At 37.4% G+C, this 14,927-nt stretch carries 10 protein-coding genes; 9 read left to right on the forward strand and 1 reads right to left on the reverse strand.

Translation table 11 applies throughout. From position 1 onward, the window contains the following. Positions 1–145 precede the first annotated feature (145 nt). The 5 genes from ISU00_RS05035 to ISU00_RS05055 all read left to right on the forward strand — a co-directional run bounded on the left by ISU00_RS05035 (position 146) and on the right by ISU00_RS05055 (position 7,557). Positions 146–2,242 carry a bifunctional aldolase/short-chain dehydrogenase gene (locus ISU00_RS05035; protein ID WP_228852954.1) on the forward strand — a complete coding sequence of 699 codons (2,097 nt, stop codon included), beginning with the start codon at positions 146–148 and terminating at the stop codon, positions 2,240–2,242. A gap of 79 nt (positions 2,243–2,321) precedes the next feature. Continuing rightward, the gene (locus ISU00_RS05040; protein WP_228852955.1) at positions 2,322–3,602 is read left to right on the forward strand and encodes a TIM barrel protein; all 1,281 of its coding nucleotides are present in this window, start codon (positions 2,322–2,324) and stop codon (positions 3,600–3,602) included. A 10-nt stretch (positions 3,603–3,612) separates the two neighbouring features. Next, positions 3,613–4,983: an FGGY-family carbohydrate kinase gene (locus ISU00_RS05045; RefSeq protein ID WP_228852956.1), complete on the forward strand. Its 1,371-nt coding sequence runs from the start codon at positions 3,613–3,615 to the stop codon at positions 4,981–4,983. A gap of 3 nt (positions 4,984–4,986) precedes the next feature. Continuing rightward, positions 4,987–6,135: an alpha-hydroxy acid oxidase gene (locus tag ISU00_RS05050; protein WP_228852957.1), complete on the forward strand. Its 1,149-nt coding sequence runs from the start codon at positions 4,987–4,989 to the stop codon at positions 6,133–6,135. A gap of 9 nt (positions 6,136–6,144) precedes the next feature. Continuing rightward, positions 6,145–7,557, forward strand: coding sequence for a purine-cytosine permease family protein (locus ISU00_RS05055; protein WP_228852958.1), 1,413 nt, complete (start codon positions 6,145–6,147; stop codon positions 7,555–7,557). 38 nt (positions 7,558–7,595) lie between these two features. On the opposite strand, the gene ISU00_RS05060 is transcribed toward ISU00_RS05055, so the two are convergent. After that, a complete protein-coding gene (locus ISU00_RS05060; protein WP_228852959.1) occupies positions 7,596–8,633 on the reverse strand; it encodes an MBL fold metallo-hydrolase in 1,038 nt (345 codons plus the stop codon). A 211-nt stretch (positions 8,634–8,844) separates the two neighbouring features. On the opposite strand from ISU00_RS05060, the gene ISU00_RS05065 reads away from it, so the two are divergent. The 4 genes from ISU00_RS05065 (at position 8,845) to ISU00_RS05080 (ending at position 14,907) form a co-directional block, all read left to right on the forward strand. Next, positions 8,845–11,379, forward strand: a complete 2,535-nt coding sequence (locus ISU00_RS05065; RefSeq protein ID WP_228852960.1) for a cellulase N-terminal Ig-like domain-containing protein — start codon at positions 8,845–8,847, stop codon at positions 11,377–11,379. A gap of 177 nt (positions 11,380–11,556) precedes the next feature. Then, positions 11,557–12,930, forward strand: a complete 1,374-nt coding sequence (locus ISU00_RS05070; RefSeq protein WP_228852961.1) for an alpha-amylase family glycosyl hydrolase — start codon at positions 11,557–11,559, stop codon at positions 12,928–12,930. 35 nt (positions 12,931–12,965) lie between these two features. Beyond that, a complete protein-coding gene (locus ISU00_RS05075; RefSeq protein ID WP_228852962.1) occupies positions 12,966–13,841 on the forward strand; it encodes a nucleotidyltransferase family protein in 876 nt (291 codons plus the stop codon). A gap of 13 nt (positions 13,842–13,854) precedes the next feature. Continuing rightward, positions 13,855–14,907 carry a phosphotransferase enzyme family protein gene (locus tag ISU00_RS05080; protein ID WP_228852963.1) on the forward strand — a complete coding sequence of 351 codons (1,053 nt, stop codon included), beginning with the start codon at positions 13,855–13,857 and terminating at the stop codon, positions 14,905–14,907. Positions 14,908–14,927 lie beyond the last annotated feature (20 nt).

Here is a 14,927-nt window from a genome sequence, read left to right on the forward strand (position 1 = left end):
GATTTTTTGATAATCTCGTAATCAAGTTATTCCAAAATTTAAAATTTGCTTTTTTAACGAGGAAAACTACATAACACCACAGGATAGCTAAAAATAGTCAATAATATATCTTTGGTTTATGTGAGAAACTCAATCTGATATGGAAATGCAAAAAACTTTTAAATACGTTGATTACCTATGGAATGATGACGATGCAACAGCGTTAGGAGACGATCAAGTAGCTCAATTCCTTTATAGATCCAACATTCTAGGATCTGATCTTCGTATCACCAATTATGGAGGTGGAAATACCAGTTGTAAAACCATAGAACGGGATCCCTTAACCAATGAGGAAGTTGAGGTTATGTGGATAAAGGGATCAGGTGGAGATATTGGCACGTTAACCAAAGCAGGAATAGCAGGGCTATATGTAAATCGCCTTAGGGATTTAAAAAATGTTTACGAGGGTCTGCATGATGAAGATAGAATGGTCGGCCTGTTTAACCATTGTATTTATGATTTAGAAAGTAAAGCGCCTTCCATTGATACACCTCTGCATGGAATGTTACCATTTAAACACATTGATCATTTACACCCAGATGCTCTTATTGCCGTAGCCGCTGCTAAGGATAGCGAAAAAGTAACCAAAGAAATTTGGGGCGATACAATGGGTTGGGTTCCATGGCAAAGACCAGGCTTCGATTTGGGATTACAACTGGAAAAATGCCTGAACGAAAATCCAGGAATTAGAGGAATCGTTTTGGGAAGCCATGGCCTTTTTACATGGGGAGACACCTCATACGACTGTTATATGAATAGTCTAGAAGTGATTGAAAAAGCTTCTGATTACATACAAGAAAAAATTAAAGAAAAAGGCAGTGTATTTGGAGGGCAAAAAGTTCAATCCCTAGAAAAGGATTTACGTATAGAACAAGCCTCTAAATTGATGCCTATTTTAAGAGGTTTATGTTCTTCTGAAAATCGTATGGTGGGTCATTTTACCGATAGTGATACTGTTTTAGAATTTATCAATAGTAACGATTTGGAACGATTAGCTCCATTGGGAACCTCCTGTCCAGACCACTTTTTAAGGACTAAAATTCAGCCTTTGGTACTTCAGTTAGATCCAAATGAAGATTTAAGTAATACAGATAAGGTTAAAGAGCAACTTGTTCCAGCCTTTGAAAACTATAGGAAAGAATATAAAGACTATTACGAGACTTGCAAAAGACCTAATAGTCCTGCAATGAGAGATCCAAATCCTGTTATTATTATCTATCCAGGGGTTGGAATGTTTAGCTTTTCAAAGGATAAGCAAACCACTAGAGTGGCAAGTGAATTTTACATTAACGCCATTAACGTTATGCGAGGTGCAGAAGCAATAACCTCTTATACCGCTTTACCCAGACAAGAAGCATTTGATATAGAATACTGGTTGCTAGAAGAAGCAAAACTACAACGGATGCCTAAGGAAAAACCTCTTTCAAGAAAAATAGCTTTCGTTACTGGTGCGGGAGGAGGAATAGGAAAGGCAATTGCTGATAAATTGGCCCAAGAAGGTGCATGTGTAGTGTTGTCTGACATTTCTGAAGAACGATTAATCGAAGCAACTTCGTCTTATGGAAAAGATAAAGGGACGTATGCGGTTTGCGATGTAACGGATAGTAATTCCATTGCCGAAGCCCTTAAAAAATCTTGTTTGGAATTTGGCGGAGTGGATATCGTGGTGCATAGTGCAGGACTGGCTATCTCGAAGTCGCTTGAAGATACAACAGAAAAGGATTGGGATATACTACAAGATGTTTTGGTTAAAGGACAGTTTGAGTTAATTAAACAAGGTGTAGCAATCATGCGCTTACAAGGGTTAAGTGGGGATGTTGTTTCTATTGCAAGTAAAAATGGATTGGTCTCAGGACCAAATAACGTCGGTTACGGAACTGCAAAGGCAGCGCAACAACACATGGTTAGATTACTTGCTGCCGAATTAGGTAAGGATAAAATTCGTGTTAATACCGTGAACCCCGATGGAGTGATAGTTGGAAGTAAAATATGGGAAGGTGAATGGGCTGAAGGTCGGGCTAAAGCTTATGGCATTTCAGTTGATGAATTGCCTGCGCATTATGCTAAGCGAAATCTTTTAAATGAAATTATTTATCCTAGCGATATTGCTAATGGGGTTTTTGCCTGTGTAGCAGTGTTAGATAAAACAACAGGGAATATAATTAATGTAGATGGTGGAATGGCCAATGCATTTGTTAGATAAATATTTGAATTAGTAGTAAGTTAGTTTTGAATTCGATGTCCATGGATAACTCCGCGGACATCGTTTAAAAAAATGAAAAATGGTACTGAAGAGAGAGGAAATAGCTGCCTTAAATCAAAAGAATGTAAACGACCATCGGGACCAATATGAGTTTCTATCAAATCAGTTAGATAAAAAAGGAATTGATGTTAGTAGAATTAAAACTCTTTTAGAAAAGTTTCAGGTTGCAATTCCTAGTTGGGCATTAGGTGCTGGCGGAACAAGATTCGGAAGATTTTCATTTTACGGAGAACCTTCTACGTTGGAACAAAAAATTGAAGATGTTGGTTTATTACACGCACTAACAAACTCTGCAGGAGCAATTTCACTTCATATTCCTTGGGATATACCGGAAGACTATCTAGCAATTAAACAATTAGCAGAATCCCATAATTTGGTTTTTGATGCCGTTAATTCAAATACTTTTCAAGATCAAAAAGACAGCCCTCACAGCTATAAATTTGGGTCATTGTGTAATTTAAACGCCGATGTCCGCAACCAAGCCATTCAACATAATATAGATGTAGTTGAAATCGGCAAAAAATTAGGTTCCAAAAGCTTAACCGTTTGGTTGGCGGATGGCTCTAATTTTCCTGGTCAGCATAATTTTCAGACTGTCTTGAATAACACTCAAGAAAGCCTAAATTCAATTTATAATGTTCTGCCTCCCGATTGGAAACTTTTTATTGAATACAAACCTTACGAACCTAATTTTTATAGCACTGTAATACAAGATTGGGGAACCTCCTTTATGTTAGCTAATGGTTGTGGCGATAGGGCATATACATTGGTTGATCTTGGACATCATTTGCCGAACACCAACATTGAGCAAATTGTTTCAACCTTAATGTTGAAAGGTAAACTAGGAGGTTTTCATTTTAACGATAGTAAGTATGGTGATGATGATTTAACGGTAGGCAGCATTAAACCTTATTCCTTATTTCTTATTTTCAACTCCCTGGTTTATGGAATTGAAAATAATCCTCAAAATCCATATCCGGCTTGGATGATTGATGCAAGCCATAACATAAAAGACCCCATTGAAGATTTAATACAATCCTTGGAGGCAATCCTTGAAGCGTACTCAAAAGCCTTATTAATAGATCAGGAAGCCTTAAAAGTCGCTCAGCACAATAATGATGTAGTTAAATGCCAAGAAATACTTCAGGATGCCTACAGAACAGATGTTCGCCCCTTGTTAAGACAAGTTAGACTTGAAAACAATAGTGCATTAGACCCGATTAAAACCTACAGAGAATTAAAAGTTAGACAAAAACTGATAGATTTAAGAGGGAAACACACCGTTGCCTCTGGTCTATAATGTTTAGGGGATGAAAGAAGTAACGGCGGTTTTCGATATTGGAAAGACAAATAAGAAATTCTTTTTGTTCGATGAAAACTTTAAAGAAGTTCATAAAGAGTACACCCAATTTGATGAAATAACCGACGAAGATGGTTATCCTGCCGAAAACCTCGAAGCCCTACAAAAATGGCTGAAGGAAGTATTTAACAGAATCCTGAAAACTGATAAATTCACTATAACAGCAATAAATTTTTCTTGTTACGGCGCTAGTTTGGTTCATTTAGATGAAGATGGCATCCCACTGACGCCCTTATATAATTATACAAAACCTCTTGATAATAAATTGCTCCAACAATTTCTTGAAAAATACGGGCCGAGAGAAAATTTTCTGAAAACAACTGGATGTGCTAACCTCAGCATGCTAAACTCAGGTTTACAACTTTATTGGCTGAAGTACAATCAACCGGATGTGTTTTCCAAAATAAAGTACAGTCTCCATTTACCCCAATACTTAAGTTATATCTTTACAGGAATTCCCATTAGCGAATACACTAGTATTGGTTGCCATACCGCACTTTGGGATTATTCAAAAAAAGATTACCACAGCTGGGTTTACAAAGAAAGCATACACAAAATTTTACCTCGTATTGTATCTACCGAAACCAGTATCAACATGAATTATAATGGTAGACGCATTAAAATCGGAGTTGGAATACACGATAGTTCCGCAGCACTTCTCCCCTATGTGAGAAGTATAAAAAAAGAGTTCATTTTAGTGTCGACGGGCACTTGGAGTATTGCACTTAACCCATTTAGCGACAACCCTATTTCTGATGATATAAGGGATAAAGATGTAATAAATTATATGCGCATAAATGGAAAACCTGTTAAAGCGATTCGGCTTTTTTTAGGAAATGAATATAAAATTCAGGTCGCTAAGTTGGATGAGTATTTTGGTGTCCCTGAAGATTATCATAGGTCTGTTAAATTTGATTATGATATTTACTATGAGTTAATAAGTGATTTTGAAAATTGTTATCGTTGGGAAAGTATTGAGTTAGACCATATGCCCGATCATACCATTATGCGGTTTCACAAATATGAACATGCATACCATCAATTAATGATGGAACTTGTAGCACTTCAAATTAAATCTATCAAAAGAGTAGTCGAAGGCAAAGACATTAAGAGAATTTATATCGATGGCGGCTTCAGCCATAATGACCTTTATACCAATCTCCTATCACACTATTTTAGAGATAAGAAATTACGAACTACCGACGCATCTCTCGGTTCTGCCTTAGGTGCAGCAATAAGTATTTCAGATAAAAAATTGAACAGCAAATTCTTAAAAGAGAATTACTCGCTGAAAAAACATGTGCCTTTTATAATTAAGTAAAATATGGCCTCAACATTTAATACCCAATACCCCTCGGTAGATGATCTTCGGGAACTTGCCCGGAAACGAGTACCAAAATTTGCCTTCGAATATTTGGACGGCGGATGTAATGAAGACGTAAGCATTTATAGAAATACTGCGGATATTAGAGAAGTAAAGCTCGAACCTAGATATCTCAGGAATTTTGGATCTAGCGATACTTCCACAGAAATTTTTGGTATTAAATATGATGCTCCTTTTGGCATTGCACCAGTTGGGCTTCAAGGTTTAATGTGGCCAAATTCACCAGAAATACTTGCGAAATCCGCGTTTGAGCATAATATCCCTTTTATTTTAAGTACGGTTACAACAATGGACATTGAAAGAGCAAGTGAACTTACTGAGGGAAGGGCTTGGTTTCAACTGTATAACCCGGTTGAAGACCATATAAGAAATAACATCTTGGAAAGGGCTGAAGCTGCTGAATGCCCTGTGTTAGTGCTTCTATGTGATGTTCCAACCTTTGGTTATCGTCCAAGGGATATAAGAAACGGTTTGGCATTACCTCCAAAAATGTCACTTAAGAACATCATCCAAATTTTAGGTAAACCTCGATGGGCATTAAATACCCTGAAATATGGCCAACCAACCTTTGAAACCCTCAAACCATATACGCCTAAAGGTCTTAACTTAAAACAATTAGGAAAATTTATGGACCAGACGTTTTCAGGAAAACTCAACGCTGAGCGAATTAAACCAATTCGAGACAAATGGAAAGGTAAACTGGTATTAAAAGGTGTGGCTTCTGAACAAGATGCCTTGGATGCCATTGAAATGGGTTTTGACGGCATTATTATTTCTAACCATGGAGGCAGGCAATTAGATGCCTCCGAATCATCGATAGCGGCATTACAGAAAATCTCCGGAACATTGGGGGACAAAATAGAAATAATGATGGATAGCGGACTACGTTCTGGACCAGATATCGCCCGCACCATTGCAACAGGAGCAAAGTTTACTTTTATGGGCAGATCCTTTATGTATGGCGCCGCTGCCTTAGGAGATCAAGGCGGTGATCATACTATAAGTATGCTTAAAACACAATTTAAACAGGTAATGGATCAGTTGTGCTGTGAAAAAGTTTCAGACCTGCCTAATCATCTAATACACTAACTAAATACAATGAGTCAATACAATATCGAAGAAGAAATCGAGGAAATTGCTGGCGGGGAATTTGAAAGAACCCCGGTACCTCAGTCCAAACTAAAAGGTTGGAAAAGTTTTTTAGGAATGTATGCGGGGGAACATGCTGCCGGAACTGAGTTCGTTATTGGGCCTCTTTTTCTAACCACAGGTGTTAGTGCCTTCGATTTAATAGTAGGTCTATTTATAGGAAACCTTTTAGCCGTGCTAAGTTGGAGATTTCTTACTGCAGAAATTGCGGTTAAGTATCGATTAACTTTGTATTATCAATTAGAAAAAATCTGTGGAAAAAAACTAGTTATTATCTACAATCTAGCCAATGGTATTCTATTCTGCTTTTTAGCTGGGGCAATGATTACCGTTTCGGCAACTGCAGTGGGTATTCCATTCGATATGGAAATGCCTAAACTTACAGATACAACTCCAAACGGCCTCACTTGGATAATAATTGTAATAGTTTTAGGCGCTGCAATTTCCTTAATTGCTGCTAAAGGTTTTTCCACAGTCTCTAAGGCGGCCAATTGGATGTCCCCTTTTATAGTATTGGCATTTGTTGCCTGTGGCGTAGTTTCTTTGAATCAATTAGGAGTAACCTCTTTTTCAGATTTTTGGAATATCTGGGGAGATGGTGGGCAACCTTTTCCAGGCCAAATAAAATATACTTTCTGGCATGTTGTCCTTTGGTCATGGTTTGCTAACGCAGCCATGCACATTGGCATGTCTGATTTGTCAGTATTTAGATTTGCAAAAAAGGCTAACCTTGGTTGGACAACTGCCGCAGGAATGTATGTAGGGCATTATGTAGCCTGGATTGCAGCAGCCCTGCTTTATGCTGTTTATTTAAAAACCCCTGAGGCCCAAGCACTTCTTACTGGAGGTGAAGCCCCAACTGTGGCTCCTGGCCCTTTAGCTTTCAATGCGCTGGGTGTTTTTGGTATATTTGCCGTTATTTTGGCGGGCTGGACAACTGCAAACCCAACCATATACAGGGCTGGATTGGCATTTCAAGCAATTTTACCTAAAACGTCCACTTTCTGGGTAACTATTATTGCAGGTAGTATAGCAACGATTGCCGGGTTATTCCCTGCATTTGCAATGAAATTATTGGACTTTGTAGCTTTATATGGCTTTGTATTAGCCCCTATTGGAGCTATTGTTGTGTTTGACCATTTCTTTCACAAAAAGGCCAATTTCATTCAAAATTATGCAGAGAAAGCTCAACTTAAAATTAGCAGGGCAGTATGGCTATCTTGGTTGATTAGTTTCGGTGTCTTTTATTTTATTTCAGTTCAATTCAATGTTTTTCTGTCCTTCTTAACCCTCCCAGCCTGGATACTTTGCGGGGTGTTATTTGTAGTGTTTAGCAAAAAATGGCAAGGTCGGCTAATATAATTTTGATTAGTATTGTTTAATTGATTTGAAGATTTCCATTAAAAGTGCCACCATGTTTGAGTGGAGTAATTTGTATACTCAACAATCTCACCCAGCTTTGGAACTATAAAAGACTGCTCCATTTCTTTGGCCGCTGCTGAAAATCTATTTACCGGATCTTGCCAGAAATGTGGTGCCAAGGCAAATGCACCCCAATGCACGGGCATCATACATTGTACTTTAGCATCTACTGCGGCCTGTACACTTTCTTCAGGAAACATATGAATTAAAGACCAGTTTTCATTGTATTGGCCACATTCCATAAAAGCAAAATTGAACGGTCCTAAACGCTCACCAATTTCTTTAAAATGGCCTCCATAACCACTATCTCCACTAAACCAAATATTTTCGTTTGGTGATTTTATTGCCCAGCCACCCCATAGGGATTTTGCTCTTTCAGACAACCTTCTTCCTGAAAAATGCCTGGTCGGCGTAAAGGTAATTTCAAGCCCTTCATACAAATGACCATCCCACCAATCAAACTCGATTATCTTATTTTTAGGTACGCCCCACTTTTCTAAATGTCGAGACACTCCGAGGGCAACAAAGTAACATCCCACCTTCGGAATTAATTTTTGTATACTTTCTAAATCCAAATGATCATAATGATCATGAGATAGTAAAACCAAATCAATTTCTGGAAGATCATCAATAATTGAAAGCGTGTTTTCACTAAACCTTCTTATTGGCAATGGTGAGATTGGCGCTGCATTGCTTCCAAACATAGGGTCAATAAGTACATTTATATTGTTAATTCTCATTAACAACGTTGAATGTCCATACCAAATAAATTTTGTTTGATTGCTCCCTTTTATGAATTCATCTTTATGGAAAGTTTCTATTGGTAACGCTTTTTCCGGAGAACGTCCCTTCTTTTTAAACAGTTGCTGATATAAAATTTTTGGAAGCTTATGAAGCTTTATTGACATTTCGGTCTGTTCTAAATTTTTGAACCCAGACCCAGTCCAATTGGGACTGTTATTATATTTATCAATATTCTCCTTGGAAGGTTTTGCCCCATATTGCTTCCTATTCATGGTCTACAGATTTTTCTAAATCAGATAAAAATAAATATTTATTATGGGGGAAATTAGAATAATCCCCTTATTCCTCTTCCTGTAATTTCAATACAATTTACTATCTTAGGCATTCTAACAAATTCTTTCTCGCTACAGCTATTTCAAAGCCTAACAAATTCAAGAATTTGAAGAACTGTTAGGAAATAGTAATTTCAATTAAAATTTACAAATGAAAAAAAATGGGTTCATCGTGCTTGCCATATGCACTTTTGCTATGTGCAATAATGTCTCAAGTCAGGAATTACAACTTAATGAGTTGGAATATTTTGAGAAACAAGGCATTAATATTCTAGTCTACAACAATCTATTTACAGGAGGGTTTAATGATGAGAAAAACGCCGGAATAGAATTGATACACCACGGGGTAAGAACTGCACAAGGCGGGGCGGTAAGACTTTCAAGCACCCCAGAGCAATGGGATCTAGTCCCTGCAATTCCATCAAGGACTGTAGACACAACAACAAATACAATTGAGTCTATATTAAGATATGAAGATTACGATTTCGAATCGCGGGTAACCGTTAAAGCGAAAGGTAAAGGCGTTGAAATTACTGTTTCCCTCGACAAACCACTTCCAAAGGAACTGGAGGGAAATGCCGGATTTAACCTAGAATTTATACCCTCACAATATTGGGGGAAAATGTATTTAATGGATGGGCGTACCAATTTATTTCCCCGATATGTCGTTGGAAATACTATTACTAAATCTAATAATGAAAAATTAAAACAATTTAAAGGTTATGTTACTTCAGATGACAGAGGTACAGGACGATTTATTGAACCTCTTCCCCTGGAAACCGGACGAAAATTAATTCTAGCTCCTGATGATCCGGAACGCTTGGTGAAAATCACATCAACGGATACCGATCTAATGCTTTTTGACGGTCGGATTTTGGCACAAAATGGCTGGTTCGTGGTCCGAAGTTTATTGCCCTCTGGAAAAACAGGAAAGGTGTTAACCTGGACAATTGAACCAAATGCCATTGAGGGTTGGGTGAGAAAACCTAACATTGGGTTTTCACAAGTGGGTTATTTACCTTCACAACAAAAGGTTTCAGTAATTGAACTCGATAAAAAGGACCGTCCACTATCTTCTGCTTCCATTCATAAAATTTCTGCCGATGGCACATCATCAGAAATATACAGTGGAAATATAATTTCTTGGGGAGACTATTATAAATATCATTATGTAAAATTCGATTTTTCATCGGTTACTACACCAGGAATCTATTTTATAAAGTATGGGGATATCAAAACAAACAACTTCATAATTGAGGAAACTGTTTACGACCAAATTACTGATGCGACAAGTGATATTTGGATCCCTATACACATGAATCATATGTTTGTAAATGAAGCCTATAGAGTATGGCATGGCGAACCCTTCAAGGAAGGCTACCTACAAGCTCCCCCAAACACCGACCACTTCGATTTACATAGCCAAGGGCCAACTACGTATACTAAATATAACGCCCTAGAAACAATCCCCGGATTAAATGTAGGCGGGTTTTTCGATGCTGGAGACTTTGACATTGAGACAGGCTCGAACATTTTCGTGGTGCAGAATTTTGTTCAAACCTGGGAAAATTTCAAACCTCTCCGAGACCAAACTTTTATAGACGAGGAACAGCGTTATGTCGATCTTCACCGTCCAGATGGAACGCCAGATGTTTTACAGTTTATCGAACATGGAACGATGCAATTGGTTGCTCAGGCAGAAATCATTGGGCATATGGCGCAAACCCTTTCAAATTCAGTTCTTGATAATTATCATCACCTGGGTGACGCCGCATCCATCACTGACGGGCTGCCTTACAACCAAAATTTAGGGCCTTACGAAATAGCAAAAGATGGTCTTTCTAGTGGGGTTAAGGATGATATGTGGGCATTCACTAGTCGTAATCCTAGTCTAGACTTAAGGGCTGCTGCCATGTTTGCGTCTGCAAGTCGAGCCTTAAAGGGATATAATGATGATCTTTCTAATCGAGCTTTGCAACAATCAAGGAGGCTTTTAAAGGAGTCCAAGGAATTACTTGCCAAAGAAACTGAGGAGGATCGAATAGGTTGGAGAAGCTTGGGGGATTTATCGACCAATTTGCAGTTATTTATTTCAACAGGTGAGCAACAATATGCTGACAAATATCTAGAACTATTGTGGCCAGCATTGGAACGCAATGTCAATTTTGTCATTTTAACATCCCTGCATGCCATACCTCATATGGACTCGTCATATAAAGAAAAGCTTCGTCCATACGTAATAAAATACAACGATTATATTACAGAATTAGAGAAGGATAATCCATACGGCGTTCCAATCGGATTAGGTAATTGGGCTGGAAGCGGAACCATTGTAAGCTTTGGCACAACCATATGTTTTGCAAATAAACATTTCCCTGAAATTATTGATGCAAGGCATGCTTTTAAAGCCACTAATTGGTTGTTCGGTTGCCATCCTTATCACAACTATTCTTTAGTTGCAACTTTAGGAGCGGTTCGTCCTAAGGAAGTTTTTTACGGAAATAATAGGGCCGATTTTTCTTTTATTCCCGGAAATGTGGCTCCTGGAATTTTATTTAGAAAACCAGATCATTTTGAAAATTATGATGATTGGCCATTTTTATGGGGACAAAACGAAGGCACTATAGGAGGGAATACCAATTATTTGATTTTTGGATCAGCCTTTAAGGACTTGATAAATGAATGATTTTTATTCCACGATTGGTTTCACTAATGAATTTGACGACCTTAAATGAGTTACCCTTGAATTAGGTAAAGGAAATTTTCAAAAAGGGCATCCAATTTATTATAAGTTTCACCTATAAAAATAATTTCCATGATTTAACTTTGAAAAATCGAAACCTTGATTAACCTTAGTTAAATCATGAAAAAACTTTCACTTTTTATATTGGGTCTGATTCTGTTTTTTAATTGCAAGAACCCTTCAAAAGAGCAGAGGACAATAGTCACTTCGGAACAGCAGGCCCCACAGGAAAAATTTCCAGATAAATTGGCAGGCTCAACAATTTATGAAGTTAACATAAGACAGTTTACTCCGGAGGGAACTTTCAAAGCATTTTCAGATCACTTACCAAGACTTTCTGATTTGGGAGTAGATGTTCTCTGGTTGATGCCTATTCATCCAATTAGCGAAACCAATAGGAAAGGCACTTTGGGCAGTTATTATGCACCCCAAGATTATACAGCAGTCAACCCGGAATTTGGCACCATGGAGGATTTTAAAGCATTATTGGATAAGGCACATGATATGGGGTTCTATATGATTCTAGATTGGGTCCCGAACCATACAGGTAGAGATCACCCTTGGATAAATGAACATCCCGAATATTACGTCCTAGATGAGAAGGGAGAAGTGACCTATGAGTCAATGAGCCCAACAGATGTGTGGTGGGACACTGCATTATTAGACAACTCTAATCCGGAAACTCGCAAAGCAATGATAAACGCGATGCAATTTTGGGTGGAATTAGGAGTCGATGGATTTAGGCTAGATCATGGTTGTGGGGATAAAATTCCGTTGTATTTATGGGAAGAAGCTAGAGCTCAATTAGATCCTTTAAGAGATCTTTTTTGGCTTGCTGAATGTGGTCATGAAACCTTTATTTTAGATGGAAGTTACGCAGACCAATACGAGGTGTTAATGAGGGAAGTTGTTTCAAAAGAAAAACCTGCAGATGCCTTATTTAATTGGATTGAAGAAGATATGTTCAAATATGGCCGCACTGCATATCGAATGACCTACACTACTAATCACGACCTCAATTCGTGGGTGGGCACTGTTTTTGAAAGGTTTGGTGAAGGCCATAAAACCTTGGCCACTTTAGTTTTCACAGCCTATGGTTTCCCACTCATTTTAAGTGGTCAGGAAGTTGGTCTTTCAAAACGAATTGAATTCTTCGAAAAGGACCCAATAGATTGGACCGACCCTAATGGTTTGCAAACCTTTTATCAATCCCTAGTAAAATTGAAAAAGGAAAATCCAGCAATTTGGGCTGGTGATGAGGGCGGCTTTCCAATTAGCATAGAAGACAATGAACATGTCATAGGATTTATTCGAGAAGTTGAAGGCAACTGTGTGATTGGTATTTTCAATTTATCGGATGAAAACCAAACTATTAATATCAACAATAAAGAGGTTTTTGGCAATTATGTGGATTATTTTACAACTAAAGAATATTTATTAGGTAATGAACCTTTAGATCTTAAGCCATGGGAATTTTTAGTGTTTACTCAATAAACTCGAAAAGTTAATATTAAGCCGGATTTTTTATTATGACATTACTTCTAATGGCAGCTGGTCGAGGTAGTAGATATGGCAGCCTTAAGCAATTTGACGAGTTTGGTCCAAATGGTGAATTCTTGATGGAATATAGCATGTTCGATGCTTTAAAATATGGCTTTAAGAATATTGTTGTGGTTACCCAAGAAAGTAATAGGGAGTTTCTTAGATCATACCTAGAAAAACGATTACCAAAACACATAAAATTAGATGTTGTGGTTCAAAGTCTTAATGACATTCCCGAAATCGAATACATCCCTACAGATCGGACAAAACCATGGGGTACAGCACAAGCAGTATGGTCTGCAAGACATGTAATAACAAATTCGTTTGTAGTAATCAATGCGGATGATTTTTATGGTTCAGATGCCTTTAGATCAGCCGCTAATTTTATCGAATCCCAAGCAGATAACGAATATGGCCTTATGGGCTATGTACTATTTGAAACTCTTTCTAAATATGGTCCTGTTTCTAGAGGAATATGTCAAACCTCCAATGGCCATCTTATAGGGGTTCAAGAAATCACTCAACTTGAAGCATCTGGAGATCTTGTGGTGGATAGGGTAACCAATAAAGAATTTAGTGCAAATGATTTGGTAAGCATGAATTTTTGGGTTTGTCATCCAAAAATTTTTAAAGAAATTAGTAGATTATTTGTAGCCTTCCTCAAAGGGGGTCCAGATGAAAAGGAGGAGTTTTATCTGCCTAAAGTAATTCAGCAACTATTGAATGAAAACAAAATTAGGGTAAAAGTCTTATCATCTTCAGCCAAATGGTTTGGCATTACATATCAAACAGACAAGTTGATGGCCAAAAATTCATTAGTAAAACTTATCGAAAAAGGTGAATACCCTTCATCACTTTGGTAATTCAGGGTAATTTATGTTTGAATACAACTATTTCATGGGACTATTAGACTTATTTAACATACCTAAGGCTAATTACTCATTTACAACTCTTTCTGATGGCTTGGTAAATGACACCTTTTTAGTCAGTTTAAACAGCCGGCCCAAATACATTTTACAACGTATTAATCATCAGGTTTTTAAATCTCCTCCCAAAATTATGTCGAACATATCTAGAGCACTCAATATTGTAGGAGGTCCAGGTTATGCGGAAATTGATATTATTCATTCCAAGGAAGGCAACGGCTATATAAAATATGAAGGTAATTATTGGAGATTAATGTCCTTTATAAAAGACAGTACTACCTATAATAGCACCGTTGATCCAAAAGTGGCATATGGAGCCGGTTGGATTGTTGGTAAGTTCCACAATTTGATGCAAAATGAAAGAGTCTTAGATTATCATATTACACTAAAAGACTTTCACAATCTAGATTTCAGATTGCAGCAATTGGATGCTGCAACCAAAATAGCTTCTACGGAGCGTTTATCCAAAGCGTCTATGGCTTTGGTTACAATTGAAAGCTTGCTAGAGGAAGTTAAGGATTGGAATAACCAAGCTATTCTAAAGCGGATTTGCCATAACGATACTAAATTGAACAATATTTTATTCGCCACCAATAAACAACCTTTGTGTTTAATCGATTTAGATACGATTATGGAGGGATATTTCTACAATGATTTTGGAGATATTGTGCGATCCGTTGTAAGTACCGCCGCTGAAAATGAACTCGATTTATCTAAGATTACTTTCGATATAAAATTATTTAAGTCTATTCTGAAAGGAATAAAAGAAAGTGGAGTGATTTTAAAGCAGGTAGAAATTGAAAGTCTTTACTTAGGAGTTGTTTTTATGCCATTGATACATGGCGTTAGAGCTGTGACTGATTATCTTGAAAATGACAAGTATTACAAAGTTTCTTATAAGGATCAAAACCTAGATAGGGCAAATGCACTGCTTTATTTTGCTACGAAAGCTAGAGCTTTTAAGGATACTATAAAAAGTCTAATTCAGGAAATACTTGGTTAAAATACCACTAGAAATCAGGT

The sequence above is a fragment of the Aegicerativicinus sediminis genome (assembly GCF_015476115.1).
Classification (GTDB): Bacteria; Bacteroidota; Bacteroidia; order Flavobacteriales; family Flavobacteriaceae; genus Aegicerativicinus; species Aegicerativicinus sediminis.

Coding starts and splice junctions, on each gene's coding strand:
- ISU00_RS05035 (WP_228852954.1), top strand. CDS start 146: ATGCAAAAAACTTTTAAATACGTTGATTACCTATGGAATGATGACGAT.
- ISU00_RS05040 (WP_228852955.1), top strand. CDS start 2,322: ATGGTACTGAAGAGAGAGGAAATAGCTGCCTTAAATCAAAAGAATGTA.
- ISU00_RS05045 (WP_228852956.1), top strand. CDS start 3,613: ATGAAAGAAGTAACGGCGGTTTTCGATATTGGAAAGACAAATAAGAAA.
- ISU00_RS05050 (WP_228852957.1), top strand. CDS start 4,987: ATGGCCTCAACATTTAATACCCAATACCCCTCGGTAGATGATCTTCGG.
- ISU00_RS05055 (WP_228852958.1), top strand. CDS start 6,145: ATGAGTCAATACAATATCGAAGAAGAAATCGAGGAAATTGCTGGCGGG.
- ISU00_RS05060 (WP_228852959.1), bottom strand. CDS start 8,633: ATGAATAGGAAGCAATATGGGGCAAAACCTTCCAAGGAGAATATTGAT.
- ISU00_RS05065 (WP_228852960.1), top strand. CDS start 8,845: ATGAAAAAAAATGGGTTCATCGTGCTTGCCATATGCACTTTTGCTATG.
- ISU00_RS05070 (WP_228852961.1), top strand. CDS start 11,557: ATGAAAAAACTTTCACTTTTTATATTGGGTCTGATTCTGTTTTTTAAT.
- ISU00_RS05075 (WP_228852962.1), top strand. CDS start 12,966: ATGACATTACTTCTAATGGCAGCTGGTCGAGGTAGTAGATATGGCAGC.
- ISU00_RS05080 (WP_228852963.1), top strand. CDS start 13,855: ATGTTTGAATACAACTATTTCATGGGACTATTAGACTTATTTAACATA.